Here is a 22,182-nt window from a genome sequence, read left to right as displayed (position 1 = left end):
GTGCGGCCGGCGGCATCGCCGCCGGCGGAGGCGGAGATGCGCGCGAAGCTGTCGGTCGGGGCGGAGGGCGAGATCGTGCTGCCCCCGCGGGAGGCGGAGCAGCTCGGGCTCGCGGGCGGCGGCCAGGCGGATCTCCTCTCCGCGCCCAACGCCTTCGCGCTCGTCACCCCCGCCCGCGGCGACGCCCCCGGCGCGTGGTTCGCCGGCTCGCTCGCCGCGCTCACCGTCCCCGAGGTGGTCCAGTTCGTCTTCACCACGCTGAAGACCGGCGTGCTGCTCCTCTCGTTCGGCCGGGAGGAGGACCGGGCCGCGCCCGCCGAGCGCCCCGAGCTGCTCCGCCGGAAGAGCGTCTACTTCCGCGACGGGCAGGTGGTGTTCGCGTCGTCGTCGGATCCCGCCGACCGCCTCGGCGAGGTGCTCGTCCGGGCGGGCCTCATCGGCCCCGAGGACCTGGAGCGCTGCTCGCCCTTCGTGCGGGGCGGGCGCCCCCTCGGGCAGGTCCTGGTGGACGAGGGGCTCCTCACGTCCGCCCAGCTCTACGAGGGGATCGCGCTCCAGGTGAAGGAGATCCTGCTCGACGCCTTCGTCGAGACCACCGGCACGTTCGCGTTCCTCGAGGGGCCGCACGACGAGACGAACGCGGTGAAGCTCCCGGTGCGGATGCGCGACCTCCTGCTCGAGGGGATGAAGCGGGTCGAGGAGGCGGAGCGGCTCGGGGCGGAGCTGGGCGGCCGCGACGTGGTGCTCTCCCGCACCGCCGCCGGCGCCAGCGCGCCGGGGGCGCTCGAGGCGCGGCTCGTCGAGGCGGTGGACGGCCGGCGCGCGCTCCCGGAGGCGGCCCACCGCGCGGGGATCGGGCTGCTCGACGCGCTCCGCGCCGCGACCGCCCTCGTGGGCGCCGGCGTCCTCGCCGCCGCGCCCGCGCCGCAGCCCGCGGAGGAGGAGATCGCGGTCGAGGTCGAGGTCGAGGTCCCGGCCGCCTCCGGCCGCCGCCGCGCCGCGGGGCCGTTCGAGCTCTACCGGCGGATCCTGAAGCGGGTGTACGACCGGCTCGCGACGGCGCAGCCCGACGCCCGGGCGCGGCTGAACGGCTACTTCGACCGGCTGCCGGCGAAGCAGCGGCCGATCTTCGAGGGCGTGCGGGTGGACGAGGACGGCGAGGTGGACGTCGCGCAGATCCTCGTGAACGTCTCGGCGAGCGGCGCGTACCGGGGCGCCGCGGCGAAGGCCCGCTCCCTCGAGGCGCTCGAGGACCTGCTCGCGTTCGCGCTCTTCGAGGTGAAGAACTGCCTGCCGAAGCCGGAGGCCGACGCGCTCCTGCGCGAGGTCGGCCGGATGCAGGCCGGGAAGGCGTGAGGATCGGGCCGAAGGCCGCACCTTCGGGCCTCGGGATCGCGACGCCGGTGCGGTGTGACGGCTCGCGCCGAGCGCCGCGTGACGGGGAGGGAGAGAGCATGACGCCGAACGAACGCATCTGTGCCGCGCTGGACTTCCCCTCGCTCGCCGCCGCCGAGCCGTTCGCGCGCCGGATCGCGCCGCACGTCGGGCTCCTCAAGGTGGGGCTCGAGCTCTTCGTCGCCGAGGGGCCGTCGGTCGTGAAGGCGGTCGCAGCCCTGGGCCGGCCGGTGTTCCTCGACCTCAAGCTGCACGACATCCCGAACACGGTCGAGGGGGCGGCGCGCAGCGCGGCCGCCAGCGGGGCGTCGCTGCTCACCGTCCACGCCTCCGGCGGCGCGGAGATGGTGCGCGCGGCGGTGAGGGGCGCCGCGGGGAAGGTGCGGATCCTCGCGGTCACGGTGCTCACGAGCCTCGACGGCGCCGCCCTGGACGCCATCGGCCTCGCCGGCCCGCCGGAGACGGCCGTCGTGCGGCTCGCGCGCCTCGCGGTCGGCGCGGGCGCGGGCGGCCTCGTCTGCTCGCCGCACGAGGTCCGCGCGGTGCGGGCCGCCGTCGGCCCGGGGCCGCTGCTGGTCGTCCCCGGCGTCCGCCCGGCGGGCGCCGCCGCCGGCGATCAGGCCCGGGTCGCGACGCCCGCGGAGGCGGTCCGCGCCGGCGCCGACGTGATCGTGGTCGGCCGGCCGCTCCGCGACGCCGCGGATCCCGTCCAGGCCGCGCGCGACCTCGCCGCCGGGATCTGATGGCGCCACCCGCTTGCGTCGAGCGTCGCGAGACAAACGAAGCCGTCACGAGCGAGGGCAGACGGCGAGCGAGCTGCGCAGGCGTGCTTGCCGGCGCTGACCCTCCATCACATCGTCCCGGCCCCGCCCCCGCTCTGCGAGGTGTTTCAAGCTGAGGGATCGCGGGATGCGAGCGCGGCTGCACGGCAAGCGTGGGGCTGGCTCGAGAAGGAGGTGGAGGCCGAGGCGCCGCCCGGGGGCGCGAACCGAAGGGACAAGATCCGCCTGGCAGCCGGCGGTGTTCTTTCGTCGCCCGCCTTTGGTGTTACCCTACTGGCTCTGGTAGCGCCCCTTTATGAGTGCCTCGATAACGTTGCTGGTCGTTGCGCTTGCGAGTCAGCTTGTCATTCGGACTGCGGCCGCAATTACTGTTTGTCGGCATTCTAGGTACTCTTTCTGGGCCGCATATCTGGATGCGTGGCGAGATGCAGGGTTTCCGTTGATGTCTCCTCGTATGTGGATGATTGTAATCGGGTTTGGGTGTGGAGCCCTGGCGATGGTGATGATGATGGCCGGGTATTGATGTGAACGAGTTCGGCGGCTCTGGCGGCCGCGGCGTTACGCATCTCTAGCGTTTGTCATGATTGCCGGGGCGTCGAACGCGCTCCGCCTTGGCCGACGACCGTGCAGTATCCACTGCAGGGAGCCCGTCTGGCGCGGGCGGCCGGTGAGCGGAGCATGGCCTCGCGCCGGTCCGGTTGCCAGGCGATGTCCAGCATCTTCACCGGGGTCGCCACCCAGTACCACGCGGACGCCGCTGGACAACAACACCAGATCGCCGCCGCCGCCGCCGCGGTCTCCAAGTACAAGGACCACCTGCCGCTCCACCGCCTCTCCGGAATCTACGAGCGGAGCGGGGTTGCGCTGAAGGCTTCTACCCTTGGCGACTGGGTGGCGGCGGGGACGGACGGGCTCGGACCGATTGCGCCAGGGCGATCTGGCGGAAGGCGCTCGACTCTCACCTGCTCCAGAGCGACGCTGGGCTTGATCCGGCGCTCTCGAGCGGTCGAGGCAACAGCCCGGCCGAAGACCTACCGCCCGGCGCGCCGGAGCAGCACGTAGAGGGCGCCCGCGCCGCCGTCCGTCGGGCGCGCGGTCGCGAACGCGAGGACGTGGCGCGCGAACCGGGCGGTGGCGAGCCAGGTCCGGAGCGCGTCCTTGAGGATCGGGAGCTGATCCTTCGAGTGAAGACCGCGCCCGTGGACGAGGAGCACGCAGCGCTTCCCCGCCTGCCGGGAGGCGCGCAGGAAGGCGTCCACCGCCCCCTTCGCCTCCTCGCGCGTCATGCCGTGCAGATCGATGTGGCCCTGCACCGCGAAGTCGCCGCGCCGGAGCTTGCGCAGGATCGCGCTGTCCAGCCCCGCCACCCGCCCCTCGATGAACTCGTCCGAGTCGGAGAGGTCGAACGGCGCGTCCCCCGAGACGAGCGCGCGGAGCGCGTCGATGGCCTCGAGATCAGGGTGGTAGAAGGCCGCGCCGGGTCCGGGCGGGGGCGGCGGCGGCGCGGTCTCGACGCCGCGCTCGACCCTGCGGACGCCGGCCGTGGCGCTCGCCCAGAGCTCGTCCTCCGTCTGCTCCCGCGGCGGCGCGGGCAAGGGAGCGGGAAGGGGAGGTGGCCGCGCAGCCGGCGGCGCCGGCTGCTCCTTCGCGAGCGCCTTCAGCTTCTCGAAGGGGTTGTTGAAGGGCTTCCTTCCCACGGAGCGACTATAACGGCGCTCGGCGTGGACATCGAGATCGAGTGCCCTTACTGCGGCGAGCTGGTCACCATCTTCGTCGACCCCAGCGGCGGAGAGTCGCAGACCTACGTCGAGGACTGCCCGGCGTGCTGTCGCCCATGGACGATCCACGCGGTCGAGGAGGAGCCCGGCGGCTTCGCGGTGGGCGTGGCGCGCCAGGACGAGTGAAGGTCCCGGCCTGCGGGGCCTCGGGCCTCCGGCGTCGGGCCGTGAAGGGAGCTCCGGCCGTGGCGAGCCGAGCGAGGCCGAGCAGCGAACGCACGTGGACCGGGCAGCGCAGGCTCACGCCGGCCGGCGCTCGAGCCCTCGTCAGGCCGCCGAGTCCGGGGCGGCCCGCGCGGCGCGCCGGTTCCAGCGGATCGACGACCAGAGCGACAGGCCGATGAACGCGGCGCCGACGAGGCCGGTGACCGCCTCCGGCACCTCCACGACCGTGTTGAGGAGCATGAGCCCGGCGAGGGCCCCGATGGCGTAGAACGCGCCGTGCTCGAGGAAGCGGTACGAGGCGAGGGTGCCGTGCTCGACCATCACCATCGTGAGGCTCCGCACGAAGATCGCCCCGATCCCGAGGCCGAGGGCGATCACGAACGGGTTGGTGGTGAGGGCGAAGGCGCCGATCACGCCGTCGAAGCTGAAGCTCGCGTCGAGCACCTCGAGGTAGAGGAAGCTCGCGGCGCCGGCGCGGTGGACGGCCCCGAGGGTCACCTCGTCCACCTCCATCGCGGCGGCGATCCCGTCCACCGCGATGAAGGTCACGATTCCGAAGAGGCCGGCGACGAGGAAGGCCTCGGACTCGGCGGGCGGGACCGCGCGAGAGAAGCCGTAGAGCACGAGGAGCACGAGGCCGAGCTCGGCCGACTCGACCTTCCCGACGCGCGCGAGGAGCTGCTCGAGCCCGCGCAGCCAGTGGACGTCCTTGTCGGAGTCGAAGAAGTACCGGAGCGACACCATGCCCAGGAACGAACCGCCGAACGCGCCGAGCAGGGCATGGGCGCTCGTGAGGAGCCGCGCGTACTCCCGCGGCTGCACGGCCGCGAGCCGGAGCGCGTCCCAGGGGGCGATCCGGGCGACCACGCTCACCACCAGGACCGGGAAGACGAGCCGCATCCCGAACACCGCGATCGCGATGCCCCAGGTGAGGAAGCGGTGGCGCCACACCGGGGTCATGTCCTTCAGCACCGTCGCGTTCACCACGGCGTTGTCGAAGGAGAGGGAGACCTCGAGGACCCCGAGGACCGCGGTGATGAAGACGGTGCTCGCGGCGCCCGCCGCGGTGCCGGTGGAGTACAGGCCCACCCCGCCCGCGACGAGCAGGCCGACGAAGGTGAGGGCGAACGAGCCCCTGAAGTAGGAGAGGGTGGCGGGACGTGGGGTGGTCATGGTGTGCGGACGCGCGGGCGCGCGCGGCGGATTATCGGAGGTCGCGGCCCGTCCTGCAACGCGCGGGGGCGACGCGACGGCGCCGCACCACGGCGGCTGCGCTCCGGCGACCCGGACGAACGGGCGCGGGGCGAGCGGCGGTGCGGGGGGCCGCAGTGTGCGCTGGCCGGTGATCGTGTACCCGCTCGGCGACGGGATCGCGGGTCTCGCGATGATCGGGGCGGGGCCGCCCTCCGTCGCGGGTGGAGTCCACCCATTGTAGAATCTCCGGATACCTCGCCGGCGCGGCCGGCGTCACCGGGAGCAGGCATGTCGATCGTCTCCATCCGGAACGTGTCGAAGGACTACATGCTCGGCAAGACGGTCGTCCCGGCGCTCCGCGGCGTGTCGCTCGAGATCGAGAAGGGCGAGTTCCTCTCCCTCGCCGGCCCGTCGGGGAGCGGCAAGACCACGCTCCTCAACCTGGTCGGCTGCGTGGACACGCCCACCGCCGGGACGGTGGTGGTGGACGGCCGGGACACCTCCCGGCTCTCCGAGCGCGCCCTCACGGAGCTGCGCCTGCGGACGATCGGCTTCATCTTCCAGAGCTTCAACCTCGTCCAGGTGCTCTCGGTCTTCCAGAACGTCGAGTTCCCCCTCCTCCTCCAGGGCGGGCTCGGCCGGCGGGAGCGGCGGGACCGGGTGCTCGCGCTGCTCGACGCGGTCGGCATCGGCAGCCACGCGCGCCACCGCCCGAGCGAGCTCTCGGGCGGGCAGCGCCAGCGCGTGGCGGTGGCCAGGGCGCTCGTCACGCGTCCGGCGCTGGTCCTCGCCGACGAGCCGACCGCCAACCTCGACTCGAAGACCGGGGCGAACCTCATCGACCTCATGAAGGAGATGAACCGCCGCGACGGCACGACGTTCGTCTTCTCGACCCACGATCCCAAGGTGATGAGCCACGCGAGCGCCATCGTGCGGATCGCCGACGGGCAGCTCGTCGGGCGCGAGGCGGTGGGCGGCGACGCGGCCGCGGCGGAGGGGCGCTAGTGTCCGCGCGGACCGACGCGCTCCGGGTGCTGCTCCGGATCGCCTTCCGGAACCTGGCCGCGGCCCGGGTCCGGACCGCCATCATCGGCGCGATCGTCCTCGGCGGTGCGTTCCTCGTGGTGCTCGGGTCGTCGCTCATGGACTCGATCGACCGCGGCATGCGCACCTCGATCCAGGGGAGCCTCGGCGGCCAGCTCCAGGTCTACTCCGCGGCGTCGAAGGATCCGCTCGAGCTCTACGGCGGCCTCCGCGGCGAGCCGCAGCTCGAGCCCATCGAGGACTTCTCCAGGGTGAAGGAGGTCCTCTCCAGGGTCCCCAACGTGAAGGCGGTCGTGCCGATGGGCATCGATCAGGCGATGGTGGCGACCGGGAACGTGATCGACGTCGCGCTCGAGCGGCTCCGGGCCGACGTGCGGCGGCTCGAGGAGGGGGACCGCTCCCCGGAGGCGCTCCGCGGCTACGAGGCGCGAAAGGCCCACGTCCGGCGGCTGGTCGGGCTCCTGCGGGACGAGCTCGGCCAGGCGCTGGCGATCGTGGATCTGGAGGGGCGGGAGGCGGAGGAGCGCCGCCGCGAGTGGGCAGATCTCACGAACGCCGCGAGCGACGGCTTCTGGGCCGGGTTCGACGGCGACCGCTACGGCCACCTCGAGCTCCTCGAGAACCGGATCGCCCGGCTCTCCATGGACGGGAGCTTCACCTTCATCCGCTACGTCGGCACCGACCCCGACGCGTTCTTCCGGGCCTTCGAGCTCGCCCAGGTCGCCAAGGGCGAGATGATCCCGAAGGGCCACCGCGGGATCCTCGTGGGGAAGCAGTACGCGGAGGAGTGGCTGAAGCTCAAGAACGCGCGCCGCCTCGACCTCATCAAGGACGCGCGCGACCGGCGCGGCCGCCGGCTCGCCGACGCCAAGGACGAGGAGCTGCAGCGCTGGGTGAGGGAGAACCAGCGCGGCACCAAGGACATCCTGCAGCAGCTCGATCCCCTCCAGGCGGAGGAGGCGGCGCGCCGGCTCCGGGCGGCGCTCGGGTCCGAGGCGGCGGGGGAGGACCTCCCGGCCCTCCTCGCCCGGCTGTTCCGCGTGGACGACGCGAACTTCGACGCGCGTTACCGGATCTTCTACGACCAGCTCGCCCCGCTCCTCCGCCTGTACCTCATCGACGTGGGCGACACGATCACCATCAAGGCGCCCGCGAAGAGCGGCTACTTCAACTCGGTGAACGTGAAGGTCTACGGCTTCATCCAGTTCCGGCAGATCGAGCGGTCGGGCATCGCCGGCATGACGAGCGTGCTCGACCTGCTCTCGTTCCGCGATCTGTACGGGTACATGACGAAGGAGCGGGCGGCCGAGATCGCGCGGCTCAAGGGCGCGGTGGGCGCGAAGGAGCTGGCGCGCGAGGACGCCGAGGCGGCGCTCTTCGGCGGCGGCGGCCCGCTCGAGGGTCGGGCGGCGACGGCGCGCATCGACGAGCGCTCGCTCCTCGAGGGCGCCCGGGCGCCCGGGCCGGCCCAGGATCCGGCCGCGCGGACCTACACGCAGGAGGAGCTCGATCGCGGCGTCGCGCTCAACGCGGCGCTCGTGCTCCACGATCCCGCGAAGCTCGAGGCGACGCGCCGCGACGTCCAGGCGGCCGCGGACCGGGCCGGGCTCGGCCTCCGGGTCGTGGACTGGCACGCCGCCTCGGGCGTGGTCGGCCAGTTCGTGACCACCCTGCGGATCGTGCTGTACGTCTCGCTCCTGGTCTTCTTCGGGGTGGCGCTCGTCATCGTCAACAACGCCATGGTGATGGCCACGCTCCAGCGCGTGACGGAGATCGGGACGATGCGCGCCATCGGCGCGCAGCGCCGGTTCGTGCTGGTGATGCTCCTCGTCGAGACCGCGACCGTCGGCCTCGCGTTCGGCCTCGCCGGCGCCGCGCTCGGCGGCGCCGCGGTGTGGCTGGTGCGGGCGGCGGGCGGGATCCCCGCCACGAACGACATGCTGAACTTCCTCTTCGCCGGGCCGGCGCTCCGGCCCGTCCTGGGCGGCGCGAGCGTGGTCGTCTCGCTCGTCATCGTGGTGGTGGTGAGCGTCCTCTCCGGCCTCTACCCGGCGCTCCTCGCGATGCGCGTCACGCCCGTCGAGGCGATGGCGACGGAGGACTAGCGTGCTCCCGATCGATCTCCTGATGGCGAGCCGCAACCTCACCCGCCACGCGCGGCGCAACCTCTTCCTCGCGGGCGCGCTCGCGACCGTCACCTCGCTCCTCGTGCTCCTCGCGAGCCTCACCGCCGGCATCGAGCACGCGATGATGGAGTCCGCGACCACGCTCCTCACCGGCCACGTCAACGTGGGCGGCTTCTTCAAGGTCACCTCGGGGAGCGCCGCGCCGCTCGTGTCGGAGTACCCGCGCGTCCTCGCGGCGGTGCGGGGCGCGGTCCCCGACGTGGACTACATCGCGGTGCGCGGGCGCGGCTGGGCGAAGGCGGTGTCCGAGACCGCCTCGATGGACCTCATCATCGGCGGGGTGGACGTGACGCAGGAGCCGGGCTTCGCGAAGGTGATCGTCCCGCTCGAGGGGCGGCTCGCCGACCTGGCCCAGCCCGGGACGGTCCTGCTCTTCCAGGGGCAGGCGGAGCGGCTCCAGGTCCGGGTCGGGGACGTCCTGACCCTCTCGGCGCCGACCGCGCGCGGCGTGAACAACACCGCCGACGTGCGGGTCGCGGTCGTCGCGCGGAACGTCGGCCTCCTCTCCGCGTTCAGCGCCTTCATCCAGGGCGACTCGCTGCGCCAGCTCTACGGGCTCGCCTCGAGCACCACCGGCGCGCTGCAGCTCTACCTCCGCCGCCCCGAGGAGGCGAAGGCGATCGCCGCGCGGCTGCGGGCCACCCTCTCCGGCGCCGGCTGGCGGGTGATGGACCCCGATCCGCAGCCCTACTGGATCAAGCTCATGCAGAAGGTGCCGAGCGAGGACTGGACCGGCCAGAAGCTGGACGTCACCACCTGGGAGGACGAGATGGGCCAGTTCAGGCAGTTCATCTTCGGGGTCCGCGCCCTGACCTGGCTCCTCGTCGTCGTCCTCATGGCGGTGGTGATCATCGGCATCCTGAACACGCTGCTCATCGCCATCCGCGAGCGGACCCGCGAGATCGGCACGCTCCGCGCCATCGGGATGCAGCGGCGGAAGGTGCTCTGGCTGTTCGTGCTCGAGACGCTGCTGCTCGGCCTCGCCGGCACCGGCGCGGGCGCCCTCCTCGCCGCCGGCGTGGCCGGCCTCGTGAACCTCGTCGGGATCGCGATCCCCGAGAGCATGCAGATCTTCGTGATGCAGGAGCGGCTCCGGTTCCTGCTCGAGCCCGGGGCCATCGCGGTCCACGTCGCGATCCTCACCGGGGTGACGGTCCTCGCCTCGCTCCTCCCCGCCTTCCGCGCCGCGCGCCTGCGGCCGGTCACCGCCATGCACCACATCGGGTGAATCCGCCATGCGCCTCGTGCTCGCCGCCCTCTCCCTCGCCGCCGCGCTCGCCGCGCCGGCCGCTCGCGCCCTCGGGCCGGACGAGCTCGCGAAGGTCGTCCGGGTGCTGGACGATCGCCAGCGCAACTCGGGCGACTGGAAGGCGCTCTGCTACATGGAGGCGAAGGAGAAGGGGAAGACCGACGTCGTCTACGAGCTCGTCGTGTACCGGCGCGACGCGGACGACAAGCAGATGTTCCTCTTCACCAAGCCGAAGTCCGAGGCGGGGAAGGGCTACCTGCGGGTCGAGAAGAACCTCTGGAGCTACGACCCGTCCACCGGCCGGTGGGAGCGGCGGACGGAGCGCGAGCGGATCGGCGGCACCGACATGCGCCGCGACGACGTCTCCGAGCCGCGCTTCGCCGAGGACTACACCGCGACGTGGGAGGGGGACGAGAAGCTCGGCGTCTACGACGTCCACCGGATCCGGCTCGACGTGAAGCCGGGCGTGGACGTCTCCTTCCCCGTCCGCCGCCTCTGGGTGGACCGGGCGAGCCTCAACATCCTGAAGCGGCAGGATCTCGCGCTCTCCGGCCGGCTCATGCGCACGAGCTACTACCCGCGCTGGCGGAAGATCTACTCCGAGTCGAAGCGGGGCGAGGTCTGGTACCCGGAGGAGATCCGGGTGTTCGACGAGATCGAGAAGGGGAACTCGACCCTCGTCCTCATCCGCGAGATCGACCTGCGCGCGCTCGCGGCGAACATCTTCACGAAGGCCTGGCTCGAGTCGAAGAGCCGCTAGCGCCTGGAGATCGGAGATGACCCGCTCGCCTCGCCTCCTCGCCGCGGCGCTCCTCGCGGCCGCCCTGGGCGCCGCCGGCCCCGCCGTCGCGCAGGACCGCCCGAGCGAGGAGGAGCTGTTCGGCCCGGCGCCGCCGCCCGCGCAGCCCGCCGCGCCCTCGGCCCCGGCGCCGGCCGGGGAGCAGGCCCCGCCGGGCCCGCCCGCGCCCTCCGACGCGCGCGAGGCCGAGATGTTCGGCTCGAGCGGCTCCCCGAACGCGGTGCCGCCGCCGCCCGAGCGCATCGTCGAGCGCGCCCGCGCCCAGGAGAACCCCCTGGTGATCGGCGGCCAGCTCTACCTCCGCGCGCTGGCCACGGCGCAGCAGGGCGTCCCCGCCTCGCAGTGGTTCTTCTCCTCGCCGAACCTCCTCGACGTGTACCTGGACGCGCGCCCGAACGATCGCGTCCGCGGCTTCGCCCTCGAGCGGGTGAGCTACGACCCGACGCTCGTCGCGGACACGAGCACCCTCGGGCAGCCGGTCATCCCGGTGCCGGGGGTGAGCGCGACGCCGCGACAGAACCCGCGCGGCGTGCTCGACCAGCTCTGGGTGAACTTCGATCTCGGCCGGCGCGTCTTCGTCACGGCCGGGAAGCAGCACGTCAAGTGGGGCGTGGGGAAGTTCTGGAACCCGACGGACTACCTGCACCCGGTGAAGCGCGATCCGCTCGCGGTGTTCGACCCGCGCGCGGGCGCGACGATGGTGAAGGTGCACGTCCCGTGGGAGAAGCGGGGCTGGAACCTCTACGGCGTGGCGCTCCTCGAGGACGTGGCCGGGCAGCCCCAGGCGGTCGATCGGGTGGGGCGGGTGGCGAGCGGCGGGCGCGCCGAGGTCGTCTTCGGCCTCGCGGAGCTGGGGGTGGACGCGCTCGTGCAGGACGGGCGCCGGCCGCGCTTCGGCGCCGACGTCTCGGCGGGCGTCTGGGACCTCGACCTGTACGCCGAGGCGGCGCTGCGGACCGGCGTCGACGGGTCGCGCTGGGTGGCGGGGCCGAGCTCCGCCGCGGACGTCTTCGGCTACGTGCGCCGCGATCCGGAGGGGTTCGTGCCGCAGGTCACCGTCGGCGGGACCTGGTCCTGGAAGTACTCCGACGAGGACGCGGCGACGTTCGGCGCGGAGTACTTCTACAACGACGCCGGCTACGACGGCCCCGCCGTCTACCCGTTCCTCCTCGCCGGAGCGCCGCTCGTGGACGTGACCGATCCCGCCGCGCCGAAGGTCTCGCAGCGGGCGCCGGGCGCGTTCACGCCCTACTACCTCGGTCGCCACTACGCCGGCGCCTACGCCTCGCTCCCCAGCCCGGGGAGCTGGAACGATCACACGTTCACGCTCTCCGTGCTCGGGAACCTCTCCGACCGGAGCTTCATCGCCCGGCTCGATCACGCCGTCCTCGCGCTCACCTACCTGCGCGTCGAGTCCTTCGTCGCGGGCCACCTCGGCCGGAGGGGCGGCGAGTTCCGGTTCGCCTTCGACCTGCCGCCCGGGGCGGCGCAGGCGCTCGGCGTCGCGCCCGACCCGCGGCTCGGCAAGGCGCCGGTGATCGACCTCGGGGTGGCGCTCCGGGTGAGCCTATGACGATGACGCTCGCCGCCGCGGCGCCGTGAACGACGACCAGGAAGGGCACCCTGAGCGCCGGCTCACCGCCCTAGCGCGACCGGCGCGCCGATGTCCGGCGCGACCCGCTGGGGCGGGCGCGGGACTTCCCCCGTGCGCGCTTCCCGGCGCCCCCGACGCGCGCGCGGCTCGAGCGGGCACCGGCCGTCCTGGACGGGGAGCGGGTTGCCTTCTTCGGTGGGACCTTCACCCCCGACCGGCGCGCCTTGGAGAGGCCGATGGCGATGGCCTGCTTCCGGCTCTTCACGGGGTGCTTGCCGCGCTTCGCGTGCTCCATCTCCTCGCGGACGAACTCGCCCGCCTGGGTGGTGGCCGCCTTCCCCTCTTTCCGGGCGCGGCGCGCGCGCCGCAGCGTGGTCTTTTCGGGCATTCCCTCAAGGTAGGCGCTCGCCGCGCGGGAGGCGCTCCGGGGCGCCCTGGCGGACCGCGGCGGCGTCCCGCGCGGCCGCGCGGGCGCACGGTCGCCGGGCGTCCCACCGGCGGCGCGGCGCGCGTCCCCATCTGACGGCGGTCGGCGCGAACCGGCGGCGCAAGGACAGGCTCCACCGGCGAGGAGGGACGACGATGGCCGAGATCGGGATCCGCAAGGCGACGGGCTGGACCTTCGAGGAGGCGCTGGAGCGACTCCCCGCGCTGCTCGCGTCGGAGGGCTTCGGCGTGCTCACGCAGATCGACGTGCAGGCGACGCTCAAGCAGAAGCTGGGGGTGGACTTCCGGCGCTACCGCATCCTCGGCGCGTGCAACCCGACCCTCGCCCACCAGGCGATCTCGGCGGTGCTCGAGATCGGGGCGCTCCTGCCCTGCAACGTGGTGGTGTACGAGGGCGACGACCGGAAGGCGCACCTCGTCGCGGTCGATCCGATGCAGACCATCGCCGCCGCGCAGCCCTCGCTCGCGCCCATCGCGCAGGAGGTCCGGCAGCGGCTGTCCCGCGTGCTCGACCGCGCCGGGTGACGCCACATGGGGCGCGGCCGCTGGTCGGCCGTACCCCGCCCGGTCGTGGCGTTCGCCGCGGGTGCGGCCAGGGTGTCGCCGCCGTCGCCGCCGTTCGCCGCGGGTGCGGCCAGCGTCTAGCCCCGGACGTCCACTGTCCGAGTCGGGCCTGCCGTGGTCGCGGGACTCCGACTCGCGCCCCTCCGTTGCCATGTTCGACCCGCTCAATTTCCTGGGGGTCGCATGCGCAACATTTCGCGCTTCGATTGGGTTTCTCGTTCGCCGTTCCGTCCGCTCGTCGTCCTCGCCTGCCTCGCCGCGCTGATCGCCTGCGGCGGCGGAGGCGGCGGAGGCGGGTCCACGCTTCAAACGCAGCTCACGCTGGGCGCCGACCCGAGCCTGCCCAAGGGGGGCTCGAGCCAGCTCAGCGCGATCGCGAGCCGCTCCGACGGCGCCAGCTGGGACTGCACCGCTGACGCCGCGTGGACCTCGAGCGATCCGTCCATCGCCTCCGTGCAGGGCGGGCTCGTCAACGCCGCGGGAGAGGGCACCGCGACGGTGTCCGCCACCTGTGGCGACGCGAGCGCCTCCGTCCAGGTGACCGTCCTCGCCGCGCAGCTCGTGCTCGTGGACGTCGCCCCCATCGACCCGTCGGTCCAGGTCGGCGGCACGGTGCCCCTCATCGCGAACGGCACCCTCAGCGACGACTCCCTGGTCGACGTCACCGAAATCGTGACCTGGACGTCCTCGGCGCCGCTCGTGGCGAGCGTCTCGGCGCAGGGCCTCGTGACCGCGATCTCCGAGGGGACCGCCACCATCACGGCGACCGATCCGGTGACGGGCCTCCAGGGCGCCACCGTCGTCACGGTCCTCCCGACGAACGTCCCGATGCAGATCGCCTACCTGGCGCTGAGCCGCGGCTCCATTCAGGGCGGCGGGATCGTGACCGGCACCGTCGTCCTGATCCGCCCCACCGCGGAGCCGATCGACGTCGCGCTCGCCACGTCCGATCCGGTCGCGACCGTCCCGGCCTCGGTGACCGTGCCGCCCGGCGCCGATCGCGTGTCGTTCCAGATCGCCACGACCACGCCGCCCCGGCGCAAGGTCCGGGTCGCGATCCAGGCGACGTACGACGGCATGACCAAGAAGGCGAACCTGAACGTCCGCCGTTGAGGGGGAGCGCCGGAAGCGAAGGGCCCCGGCCGCACGTCCGCGACCGGGGCCCGGGGTGCCGCGAGCCGGTGCAGCGGGGGGCCCCGCCGGTCGAGCGCCGCGGCTCGACACCGGCGGGGCGCGCCGCCTAGAACAGGAACTGATCGCCCTGCGCGCGGAGCGCGGTGATCGCGGCGAGGTTCACGATCGACTGCACCGAGCAGCCCATCTGCAGGACGTTCACCGGCTTGTGCATGCCGAGGAGCACCGGCCCGATCACCTCGGCGCCGCCGAGGCGCTCGAGGAGCTGGTAGGCGATGTTCGCGGAGTCGAGGTTCGGGAAGATGAAGACGTTCGCGTCCTCCTTGAGGTTGGAGAACGGGAACTCCGCGTTGCGGACGTCGGTGCTGGTGGCGATGTCCACCTGGATCTCGCCGTCCACCTCGAGGTCGGGCCGGCGCTGCCGGATGAGCTCGGTCGCCTCCCGCATCTTCCGCGGGCTGTCGCCGCCCGCCGAGCCGAACGTGGAGTAGCTCAGCATCGCGATCCGCGGCGTCACCTCGAAGTAGCGGGCGAGGTCGCTCGTGGTCGCCGCGATCTCGGCGAGCTCGTCGGCGTCGGGGTCGATGGTGACGGTGCAGTCGGCGAAGAACTTGAAGTCGTGCTTCGTCACCACGATGTAGACGCCGCCGGCCCGGCGGCCGGTGCGGGTCTTGATGATCTCGAGCGGCGCGCGGATCGCCTCGGCGTAACCCGTGGTGAGGCCGGTGACGAAGCCGTCCACCGCGCCCTCCTTGAGCATGAGGGACCCGAAGTAGTTGCGGGTCCGCACGCGCTTGCGGGCCTCCTCGAGGTTGATGCCGTGGCGCTGGCGCATCTCCCAGAACCAGGAGACGTACCGGCTGAACTCCGGGCTCTGCTGCGGATCGACGATGGTCACGCCGTCGAGCTCGTCGAGGCGCTGCTCGGCGATGGACCGCCGGATCTCGTCCACCGGGCCGAGGAGCACGGGCTCGCAGATCGCCTCCTCGCGGAGGATCTCGGCGGCCTGCTGGATCTTCGGGTGGTGGCCCTCGGGGAAGACGATCTTCGCGAGCTTCTTCTTCGCCTTGGTGAAGATCGAGCCCATCACCTGGTGCGAGCGGCTCTGCATCTTCCGGAGCCGGTCCCGGTACTCGCCCATCTCGAGCTTCACGCGGGCGACGCCGCCGTCGATGGCGGCCTGGGCGACCGCCGGGGCGACCGCGAGGAGCACCCGCGGATCGAGCGGCTTCGGGATGATGTACTCGCGGCCGAAGCGGAACTTCTCGCCGGCGTAGGCGCGGGACACGGAGTCCGGCACGTCCTCCTTGGCGAGGGCGGCCAGCGCGCGCGCCGCCGCCATCTTCATCTCCTCGGTGATCTGCTTGGCGCGGACGTCGAGGGCGCCGCGGAAGATGTACGGGAACCCGAGGACGTTGTTCACCTGGTTCGGGTAGTCGGAGCGCCCGGTCGCCATGATGACGTCCTCGCGCGCCTCCTTCGCCTCGGGGTAGCTGATCTCGGGATCGGGGTTGGCGAGGGCGAACACGATCGGGTCCTTCGCCATCGACTTGATCATGTCCTGCGTGAACATGCCCTTCACGGAGCAGCCGAGGAGCACGTCGGCGCCCTTCGCCGCCTCGGCGAGCGTGCGCGCCTTGGTGTCGGCGGCGAACTCGGCCTTGAACTCGTTCATGCCCTCGGCGCGTCCCTTGTAGATGACGCCCTTGGTGTCGCACATCGTGACGTTCTCGCGCTTCACGCCGAGCGCGAGGTAGAACTTGGTGCACGCGGTGGCCGAGGCGCCGGCGCCGGAGACCACGACCTTCACCTGGTCGATCCGCTTCCCCGCGAGCTCGAGCGCGTTGAGGAGCGCCGCGCCGGAGATGATCGCGGTCCCGTGCTGGTCGTCGTGGAAGACCGGGATCTGCATCTCCTTCTTGAGCCGCGACTCGATGACGAAGCACTCGGGGGCCTTGATGTCCTCGAGGTTGATCCCGCCGAACGTCGGCTCGAGCGCCTTCACCACCGTGCAGAACTTGTCGATGTCCTTCGCGTCCACGTTGATGTCGAAGACGTCGACGTCGGCGAACTTCTTGAAGAGGACGCCCTTGCCCTCCATCACCGGCTTGCCGGCGGCGGGGCCGATGTCGCCGAGGCCGAGCACGGCGGTCCCGTTCGACACGACGGCGACGAGGTTCCCGCGCGCCGTGTAGAGGTACGACGCGTCCGGATCCTTCTCGATCTCGAGGCAGGGCTCGGCGACGCCGGGGCTGTACGCGAGGGCGAGATCGCGGGCCGTCGCGCAGGGCTTCGTGGGGACGACCTCGATCTTCCCCTTGCGGCCGGACGAGTGGTACGCGAGCGCGTCCTCGCGGCGGATCTTCTTCTTCGGGACGGGCGACGAGGGCGGGTTCTGGGGCGGCGTGAAGTCGGTCGACATGCTTCTCCTCGCGGTGGATTTGGAACCTTCGCGGGCGTGTGAAATGCGCAGGAAACACCCGTGTTTTTCCGGTGTCAAGGGAATCGGGATTGGGAGGCATGTCTTTTGCAATTCGGCCCGGACGGCGAGGAGGACGCGCGCCCGCTCCATGCCGCAGCGCGTCTCGCCGGACCCTCGCCCCACCTGATTCCAGGCCCTTGCGCTCGGCTGCACGTCACCCGCCCCGGCCCGGGTGCGTCGGGGTCGCCGCGCCCCGGTGCGCAGCGCCCGACGCATGCCGGTGCCCTGCCGGTGACCCCGGGGGAAGACTGGACGTGAACGGGGGGCGCGCCCGCGCGTGTGCGGATCCACCCGGAGACTTCTCCCGCTCGCGCCGCGGCTCCTTCTTCCCTGGATGACTCCGGCGGCAGGGCGGGCGTGGGCGGGGTTGCTCCTCGCGTTCGGGGTGGTCGCGGCGGCCGCGCGCCCGGCGCGTGCTGCGGCGGCGACCGCGATCGCCCTCGAGAACGCCCTCCCGGGCGACACGGGCTGGAAGCTCGCGCACCCGGCGGCGGACGGCCAGCTCGAGGCGTACCTCGACGAGGCGAGCGTCGCGCGGGGCGAGGCGGTGCACGTGCACGCACGCGCCGACGTCCCGGGGACGCTCGCCTGGACGCTCTACCGGATGGGCCATTACGGCGGCGCCGAGGGGCGCCGCGTGGCGAGTGGGGGGCCGGTCCCGGTCGGGCCGCAGCCCACGCCCGCGGCGGCGCCGGGCACCGGGCTGGTCGAGTGCCGCTGGCCGGTCACGTTCACGGTGCAGACGGATCCGGCCTGGACGAGCGGCGTGTACCTCTTCGTGCTCACGCGCGACGACGGCCTGCAGCGGCACGCCATCTTCGTCCTGCGCGACGACGCCCGCCGGGGCGCCGGGGTGTTCCAGGCGTCCTTCACCACCTACCAGGCGTACAACCGCTGGGGCGGCCGCAGCTCGTACTCCGGCTTCGCGCCGGAGATCTCCTATGACCGGCCCTTCGCGGAGGGCGACGGCGCGGGCCAGTACTTCCGGTTCGAGCACGACTTCGTCCGGTGGGCGGAGTCCCGCGGGTACGACCTCGTCTACGTCACGGATCTCGACATGGATCGCGACGCCGGGCTCCTCTCCGGCCAGCGCCTGTTCCTCTCGGTGGGCCACGACGAGTACTGGACCCGCGCCGCCCGCGAGCACCTCGAGGCGGCGCTCGCCGCCGGCGTGAACGCCGCCTTTTTGTCGTCCAACGCGGTGTACTGGCACATCCGCCTCGAGCCGTCGCGCGCCGATCCCTCCCGGCCCCGCCGCACCCAGGTCTGCTACAAGACGCTGTTCGCCTCGGACCCGATGGTCGGCACGCCCCTCGTGACGGTGCAGTTCCGCGATCCGCAGCTCGCCTGGCCGGAGAACGCCCTCGTCGGCGTCATGTACTCGGGGTGGAACGAGGCGGAGGCGCCGCCGGCGAGCTGGATCGTGCGGAGCGCCGGGCACTGGGTGTACGAGGGGACCGGGGTGAAGGACGGGGACGCGATCCCGGGGATCGTCGGCTACGAGGTCGACCGGGTCGCCGACAACGGCCAGACGCCGCCCGGGCTCGTGGTGCTGGCCCGGTCGCCGTACCCGCTCGCGGACGGGACCCTCGGGACCCACGAGGCCGCCGTCCACGTGCGCCCCTCCGGCGCCTTCGTCTTCGCCACCGGCTCGAACGACTTCTCGTGGGGGCTGTCGCGGCCGGGCGTCGCCGACGCGAGGGTGCAGCGGATGATGGAGAACGTGCTCCGCCGCGCCGGGCTCGAGCCCTCGACGGCGTCGGACCCGACGGTGCAGCAGCCCCCGCCCGATCAGGCGCCGGGCGGTGGCGCGTCGGTCGCGACGTCGGCGCGCGGGGGCTGCGCGAGCGGCGGGGAGGGCGCGTGCGCCGCGATCGCGCTGCTCGCCGGGGTCGAGGCGGTGCTCCGGGCCCGTCGGCGGGCAGCGGGGAGTCGGGACGGGCAGGGGTGAGGGCCTCGCGCCTGGGGCGGAGCGGAGACGCGATCGCGGCCTCTATCTAGACGGCGGCCCGGCCGATCACGGGCGCTCGGCCGCGCGCAGCCCCAGGGCCGGGTTCCGCTCCAGCTCCTCGACGGTGCGCGGCCAGTCCTGCCTGAGGAGGCGCGCGAGCGAGCGGTCCGACAGGATCTGCCCGCCGGTCTGGCACCGCGGGCAGTAGTTCACCTCGTTCTCGGCGCGGACGATCCGCTGCACCGCCGTCCCGCACACCGGGCAAGGCGCCCGGTGCCGCCCGTGGACCGCCATCTCCGGGCGGAACGCGGTGACGCCCTCCGGGAAGCCCTCGCCCGCCTCGGCGCGGAGCCGCTCCGTCCACTCGACGAGCACCGCCCGCGTGGCCTCGTGGAGCCGCGCGAGCTCCTCGTCGTCGAGGCGCGAGGTGAGCTTCACCGGCGAGAGCCGCGCGCGGTGGAGGATCTCGTCCGAGTAGGCGTTCCCGATCCCGGCGAAGAGCGCGGGGTCGGTGAGGGCGCGCTTCAGGGTGTGGTTCTCGCGCCGGAGCGCGGCGGCGAAGGCGGCGCGATCGGCGGCGAGCGGCTCCAGGCCGCCCGGATCGAGCGCGGCGAGCGCGGCCTCGCCGCGGACCAGGTGGAGCGCCGCGCGCCGCTTCGACCCCGCCTCGGTGAGGACGAGCGTACCCGCCGGGAAGTCGAAGGCGGCGAGGCCGGCCCGGCCCGGGAGCCTGGCCCCGCGCTCCCGCCAGTGGAGCCGGCCCGCGATCATCAAATGGAGGCAGAGGAAGAGGTCGCCCTCGAGTCCCAGGACGAGCCGCTTCCCGAGCCGCCGGACCGCGACGACCCGCCGCCCCGCCGCCTCCGCGATGGGGGGCTCCGCGGAGCGGAGCACGAACGGGCTGCCGAGGCGGACCCGCTCGAGCGGCTGGCCGAGCGTGCGCGCGGCGATCGCCTCGCGGTAGACCTCGAGGTCGGGGAGCTCGGGCACGCAAGAATCCTAGCGGGCCGGCCGCGCCGGCGCCGGCCGGATCTGGTAATCAGGCGGGCATGTCCGTGCTCCCCGCGGCGGGCCGCCGCCGGTCCTCCCTCCGCCGTGACCGCGCGGTGACGCGGCTCGGCCACTATCACAAATCGTGAAATACTACATCCCCATCGCCGCCGTCGGCTACGTCCTCGTGCTGGCGCTGCTCCTCGTCGCGCTGCCGGTGCAGGCGCTCCTGCTCGCGGTCACCGCGCCGTTCGACCGGAACCGCGTGGTGGCGGGGCGGTTCCTCCGGATCGTCGGCGTGCTCATCGCGAAGACCTTCCCGCCGTGGCGCCTCAGGGTCGAGGGGCGCTGGCCGGGGAAGGGGCCCTACGTGGTGGTGGCGAACCACCAGTCGATGCTCGACATCCTGCTGCTCTCGCACATCCCGAAGGAGATGAAGTGGGTGGCGAAGGAGGAGCTGTTCCGGACCCCCTGGGTCGGGTGGATGCTGCGGATGACCGGGGACATCGCGGTGCGCCGCGGCGATCCGGAGAGCGGCGGCGAGGCGCTCGCGAAGGCGAAGGCGTACCTCTCGCGGGGCATGAGCGTGATGATGTTCCCGGAGGGCACCCGCTCGACGAAGGGCACGATGCTGCCCTTCAAGTCGGGGGCGTTCCGGCTCGCGATCGACGCCGGCGTGCCGGTGCTGCCGATCGCGGTCTCCGGCACCGCGCACGGGCTCCCGAAGGGAGGCCCGTGGGTGCGCCCGTGCCGGGGGACGGCGCGGATCCTCGAGCCGGTGGCGCTCGAGGGTGCCCGCCCCGAGGACACGGCGAAGCTCAGGGACGCCGTCCGCGAGCGGATCGCCGCGGCGCTGCCGACCCTGCCGCCGCGCTGAGAGCTCGTCGAAGAATTCGACGAGCTCTCAGGCCGGCCCGCGTGAGCGGGGCGGCGGGTGGGGTGAAGCGCCCGAATTCACTTCGGGCGCGAGGGGCGGGCGACGGCCCGCCCCTCCTGGATGGTCAAGGCCCGTCGATTGTTCGACGGGCCTTGAGCGCCCTCGTCGGTGGGACCGGCTCACGGCGTGGGGGGCGGCTCCGCCGGGAGGTGGCCGACGTCGACCGGCGCCCGGCGGCCGGCGATGGCGCGCCATTGCTCGGCGGTGTCGGTGATGAGCCGCGCGCCGCGCTTGAAGGTCGCGTACGACCAGGCCCACTGGGCGAGGACCGCCACGCGGTTGCGGAACCCGATCAGGAAGAAGATGTGGACGAGCAGCCAGGCGAGCCACGCGGGGAACCCGGCGAACTGGAGCCGGCCGATGCGGGCCACCGCCGCGGCGCGCCCGATCGTCGCGAGCGAGCCCTTGTCCCGGTAGCGGAACGGGAGCGGCCGTCGCCCGGCGAGGGCGCGCAGGACGTTCCGCGCGGCGTGCCGCCCTTCCTGGATCGCCGCCGGCGCGACGCCGGGGACGGGAGCGCCGTCGCTCGCGACCGCGGCGAGGTCGCCGGCGACGGCGATCTCGGGGTGGCCGGGAACGGTGAGATCGGGGAGGACCTTCACGCGCCCCGCGCGATCGAGGGGCGCACCCAGCGTCCGCGCGAGCGGCGAGGCGGCGACCCCTGCGCCCCACAGGACCGTGCGCGCGGGGAGCCGCTGGCCCGCGACGGTGACGCCGGACGCGTCGATCCCGGTCACCCGGGCGCCGGTCCGGACCTCCACCCCGATCCGCTCGAGCTGCCGCCGCGCGGCCGCCTGGAGCCGGGGCGGGTAGGTGGGCAGCACGGCGGGGAGCCCCTCGAGCAGGATCACCCGCGCGCTCTCCGGGTCGAAGTGGCGGAAGTCCGCGGCGAGGGTGTGGCGCGCGATCTCCGCGATCGCCCCCGCGAGCTCGACGCCGGTCGGGCCGGCGCCGACCACGACGAAGGTGAGCAGCGCGCCCCGCGCCACGGGATCCCGCTCGCGCTCGGCCCGCTCGAAGGCGAGCAGGATGCGGCGCCGGATCTCCAGGGCGTCCTCGACGGTCTTGAGGCCGGGCGCGAGGGGCGCCCAGTCGTCGTCGTGGCCGAAGTAGGAGTGCGTCGCCCCGGCGGCGAGGACGAGGAAGTCGTAGGGGAGCGCCCCGTCCGCGAGCCGGAGGCGACGCGCGTCCGGCTCGACGGCGAGCACCTCGCCGAGGACGACCTCGGCGTTCGCCTGGTGGCGGAGCACGTGGCGGATCGGGGCCGAGATGTCGGCGGGGTTCAGGGCGGCGGTCGCGACCTGGTAGAGGAGCGGCTGGAAGAGGTGGTGGTTGCGGCGGTCCACCAGGAGGACCCGCACCGGCGCCCCCGCGAGGGCGCGCGCCGCCTGGAGCCCGGCGAACCCGCCGCCGACGATGACCACGCGCGGCGCGGCGTCCCCGGGGCGCGCCGCGACGCGCCTGCGCTCCGCCCGCCGCGCGAGCGCCGTC

19 protein-coding genes are annotated in these 22,182 nt (G+C 73.3%); 13 read left to right on the top strand and 6 right to left on the bottom strand.

The window, feature by feature from the left end:
- The first annotated feature begins 36 nt into the window (after nucleotides 1-36).
- The 3 genes from MNZ27_RS10415 to MNZ27_RS24275 all read left to right on the top strand — a co-directional run bounded on the left by MNZ27_RS10415 (nucleotide 37) and on the right by MNZ27_RS24275 (nucleotide 3,239).
- On the top strand, nucleotides 37-1,356 hold the full coding sequence (locus MNZ27_RS10415; RefSeq protein WP_242393984.1) for a DUF4388 domain-containing protein: 1,320 nt from the start codon (nucleotides 37-39) through the stop codon (nucleotides 1,354-1,356).
- A gap of 98 nt (nucleotides 1,357-1,454) precedes the next feature.
- On the top strand, nucleotides 1,455-2,138 hold the full coding sequence (gene pyrF / locus MNZ27_RS10410) for an orotidine-5'-phosphate decarboxylase (protein ID WP_242393983.1): 684 nt from the start codon (nucleotides 1,455-1,457) through the stop codon (nucleotides 2,136-2,138).
- 717 nt (nucleotides 2,139-2,855) lie between these two features.
- Complete coding sequence (locus MNZ27_RS24275; protein WP_408629688.1) at nucleotides 2,856-3,239, top strand: IS66 family transposase; 384 nt, start codon at nucleotides 2,856-2,858, stop codon at nucleotides 3,237-3,239.
- On the opposite strand, the gene MNZ27_RS10400 is transcribed toward MNZ27_RS24275, so the two are convergent.
- Nucleotides 3,209-3,874, bottom strand: a complete 666-nt coding sequence (locus MNZ27_RS10400) for a Smr/MutS family protein (RefSeq protein ID WP_242393982.1) — start codon at nucleotides 3,872-3,874, stop codon at nucleotides 3,209-3,211. The genes MNZ27_RS24275 and MNZ27_RS10400 overlap by 31 nt on opposite strands.
- Before the next feature lie 24 nt (nucleotides 3,875-3,898).
- On the opposite strand from MNZ27_RS10400, the gene MNZ27_RS10395 reads away from it, so the two are divergent.
- Nucleotides 3,899-4,081 (top strand): CPXCG motif-containing cysteine-rich protein, encoded by a 183-nt coding sequence (locus MNZ27_RS10395; protein WP_242393981.1) that lies wholly within the window; start codon nucleotides 3,899-3,901, stop codon nucleotides 4,079-4,081.
- Nucleotides 4,082-4,222: 141 nt separating this feature from the next.
- Here the strand turns inward: MNZ27_RS10395 and MNZ27_RS10390 are convergent, their stop codons facing one another.
- Nucleotides 4,223-5,293, bottom strand: a complete 1,071-nt coding sequence (locus tag MNZ27_RS10390) for a DUF475 domain-containing protein (RefSeq protein ID WP_242393980.1) — start codon at nucleotides 5,291-5,293, stop codon at nucleotides 4,223-4,225.
- Nucleotides 5,294-5,602: 309 nt separating this feature from the next.
- On the opposite strand from MNZ27_RS10390, the gene MNZ27_RS10385 reads away from it, so the two are divergent.
- Genes MNZ27_RS10385 through MNZ27_RS10365 form a run of 5 tightly spaced genes read left to right on the top strand, consistent with a single transcriptional unit; the run spans nucleotide 5,603 to nucleotide 12,165 of the window.
- Nucleotides 5,603-6,319: an ABC transporter ATP-binding protein gene (locus MNZ27_RS10385; protein ID WP_242393979.1), complete on the top strand. Its 717-nt coding sequence runs from the start codon at nucleotides 5,603-5,605 to the stop codon at nucleotides 6,317-6,319.
- Nucleotides 6,319-8,463 carry an ABC transporter permease gene (locus tag MNZ27_RS10380; protein ID WP_242393978.1) on the top strand — a complete coding sequence of 715 codons (2,145 nt, stop codon included), beginning with the start codon at nucleotides 6,319-6,321 and terminating at the stop codon, nucleotides 8,461-8,463. The genes MNZ27_RS10385 and MNZ27_RS10380 overlap by 1 nt, the downstream gene beginning before the upstream one ends.
- A 22-nt stretch (nucleotides 8,464-8,485) precedes the next feature.
- Nucleotides 8,486-9,772, top strand: coding sequence for an ABC transporter permease (locus MNZ27_RS10375; RefSeq protein ID WP_277957810.1), 1,287 nt, complete (start codon nucleotides 8,486-8,488; stop codon nucleotides 9,770-9,772).
- Between the two features lie 7 nt (nucleotides 9,773-9,779).
- A complete protein-coding gene (locus MNZ27_RS10370; RefSeq protein ID WP_242393976.1) occupies nucleotides 9,780-10,553 on the top strand; it encodes an outer membrane lipoprotein-sorting protein in 774 nt (257 codons plus the stop codon).
- A gap of 16 nt (nucleotides 10,554-10,569) precedes the next feature.
- Entirely contained in the window at nucleotides 10,570-12,165 is a 1,596-nt protein-coding gene (locus MNZ27_RS10365; protein ID WP_242393975.1) for a hypothetical protein, read from the top strand.
- Between the two features lie 70 nt (nucleotides 12,166-12,235).
- On the opposite strand, the gene MNZ27_RS10360 is transcribed toward MNZ27_RS10365, so the two are convergent.
- Nucleotides 12,236-12,574, bottom strand: coding sequence for a DUF6496 domain-containing protein (locus tag MNZ27_RS10360; RefSeq protein WP_242393974.1), 339 nt, complete (start codon nucleotides 12,572-12,574; stop codon nucleotides 12,236-12,238).
- Between the two features lie 194 nt (nucleotides 12,575-12,768).
- On the opposite strand from MNZ27_RS10360, the gene MNZ27_RS10355 reads away from it, so the two are divergent.
- Both MNZ27_RS10355 and MNZ27_RS10350 read left to right on the top strand, forming a co-directional pair.
- Nucleotides 12,769-13,158 carry a DUF302 domain-containing protein gene (locus tag MNZ27_RS10355; RefSeq protein ID WP_242393973.1) on the top strand — a complete coding sequence of 130 codons (390 nt, stop codon included), beginning with the start codon at nucleotides 12,769-12,771 and terminating at the stop codon, nucleotides 13,156-13,158.
- A 222-nt stretch (nucleotides 13,159-13,380) separates the two neighbouring features.
- The gene (locus tag MNZ27_RS10350; protein ID WP_242393972.1) at nucleotides 13,381-14,310 is read left to right on the top strand and encodes an Ig-like domain-containing protein; all 930 of its coding nucleotides are present in this window, start codon (nucleotides 13,381-13,383) and stop codon (nucleotides 14,308-14,310) included.
- 127 nt (nucleotides 14,311-14,437) lie between these two features.
- On the opposite strand, the gene MNZ27_RS24345 is transcribed toward MNZ27_RS10350, so the two are convergent.
- The gene (locus MNZ27_RS24345; RefSeq protein WP_242393971.1) at nucleotides 14,438-16,753 is read right to left on the bottom strand and encodes an NADP-dependent malic enzyme; all 2,316 of its coding nucleotides are present in this window, start codon (nucleotides 16,751-16,753) and stop codon (nucleotides 14,438-14,440) included.
- A gap of 394 nt (nucleotides 16,754-17,147) precedes the next feature.
- Here MNZ27_RS24345 and MNZ27_RS10340 point away from each other — a divergent pair, with 394 nt between their 5' ends.
- On the top strand, nucleotides 17,148-18,764 hold the full coding sequence (locus tag MNZ27_RS10340) for a N,N-dimethylformamidase beta subunit family domain-containing protein (RefSeq protein WP_242393970.1): 1,617 nt from the start codon (nucleotides 17,148-17,150) through the stop codon (nucleotides 18,762-18,764).
- Between the two features lie 66 nt (nucleotides 18,765-18,830).
- On the opposite strand, the gene MNZ27_RS24005 is transcribed toward MNZ27_RS10340, so the two are convergent.
- Nucleotides 18,831-19,754: an Fpg/Nei family DNA glycosylase gene (locus MNZ27_RS24005; RefSeq protein ID WP_242393969.1), complete on the bottom strand. Its 924-nt coding sequence runs from the start codon at nucleotides 19,752-19,754 to the stop codon at nucleotides 18,831-18,833.
- A 145-nt stretch (nucleotides 19,755-19,899) separates the two neighbouring features.
- Here MNZ27_RS24005 and MNZ27_RS10330 point away from each other — a divergent pair, with 145 nt between their 5' ends.
- A complete protein-coding gene (locus MNZ27_RS10330) occupies nucleotides 19,900-20,631 on the top strand; it encodes a lysophospholipid acyltransferase family protein (RefSeq protein WP_242393968.1) in 732 nt (243 codons plus the stop codon).
- A gap of 179 nt (nucleotides 20,632-20,810) precedes the next feature.
- Here MNZ27_RS10330 and MNZ27_RS10325 read toward each other — a convergent pair whose 3' ends face one another.
- Nucleotides 20,811-22,115, bottom strand: coding sequence for an NAD(P)/FAD-dependent oxidoreductase (locus MNZ27_RS10325; protein ID WP_242394016.1), 1,305 nt, complete (start codon nucleotides 22,113-22,115; stop codon nucleotides 20,811-20,813).
- Nucleotides 22,116-22,182: the final 67 nt, after the last annotated feature.

The organism is Anaeromyxobacter oryzisoli, from assembly GCF_022690765.1.
Taxonomy (GTDB): Bacteria; Myxococcota; Myxococcia; order Myxococcales; family Anaeromyxobacteraceae; genus Anaeromyxobacter; species Anaeromyxobacter oryzisoli.
This window is presented reverse-complemented; position numbering and strand designations above follow the sequence as displayed.

What these genes read in the sequence shown, in the direction of transcription:
- MNZ27_RS10415 (WP_242393984.1), top strand. Translation starts at nt 37, where the DNA reads ATGCGCGCGAAGCTGTCGGTCGGGGCGGAGGGCGAGATCGTGCTGCCC.
- pyrF (WP_242393983.1), top strand. Translation starts at nt 1,455, where the DNA reads ATGACGCCGAACGAACGCATCTGTGCCGCGCTGGACTTCCCCTCGCTC.
- MNZ27_RS24275 (WP_408629688.1), top strand. Translation starts at nt 2,856, where the DNA reads ATGGCCTCGCGCCGGTCCGGTTGCCAGGCGATGTCCAGCATCTTCACC.
- MNZ27_RS10390 (WP_242393980.1), bottom strand. Translation starts at nt 5,293, where the DNA reads ATGACCACCCCACGTCCCGCCACCCTCTCCTACTTCAGGGGCTCGTTC.
- MNZ27_RS10385 (WP_242393979.1), top strand. Translation starts at nt 5,603, where the DNA reads ATGTCGATCGTCTCCATCCGGAACGTGTCGAAGGACTACATGCTCGGC.
- MNZ27_RS10375 (WP_277957810.1), top strand. Translation starts at nt 8,486, where the DNA reads ATGGCGAGCCGCAACCTCACCCGCCACGCGCGGCGCAACCTCTTCCTC.
- MNZ27_RS10370 (WP_242393976.1), top strand. Translation starts at nt 9,780, where the DNA reads ATGCGCCTCGTGCTCGCCGCCCTCTCCCTCGCCGCCGCGCTCGCCGCG.
- MNZ27_RS10365 (WP_242393975.1), top strand. Translation starts at nt 10,570, where the DNA reads ATGACCCGCTCGCCTCGCCTCCTCGCCGCGGCGCTCCTCGCGGCCGCC.
- MNZ27_RS10360 (WP_242393974.1), bottom strand. Translation starts at nt 12,574, where the DNA reads ATGCCCGAAAAGACCACGCTGCGGCGCGCGCGCCGCGCCCGGAAAGAG.
- MNZ27_RS10355 (WP_242393973.1), top strand. Translation starts at nt 12,769, where the DNA reads ATGGCCGAGATCGGGATCCGCAAGGCGACGGGCTGGACCTTCGAGGAG.
- MNZ27_RS10350 (WP_242393972.1), top strand. Translation starts at nt 13,381, where the DNA reads ATGCGCAACATTTCGCGCTTCGATTGGGTTTCTCGTTCGCCGTTCCGT.
- MNZ27_RS24345 (WP_242393971.1), bottom strand. Translation starts at nt 16,753, where the DNA reads ATGTCGACCGACTTCACGCCGCCCCAGAACCCGCCCTCGTCGCCCGTC.
- MNZ27_RS10340 (WP_242393970.1), top strand. Translation starts at nt 17,148, where the DNA reads ATGACTCCGGCGGCAGGGCGGGCGTGGGCGGGGTTGCTCCTCGCGTTC.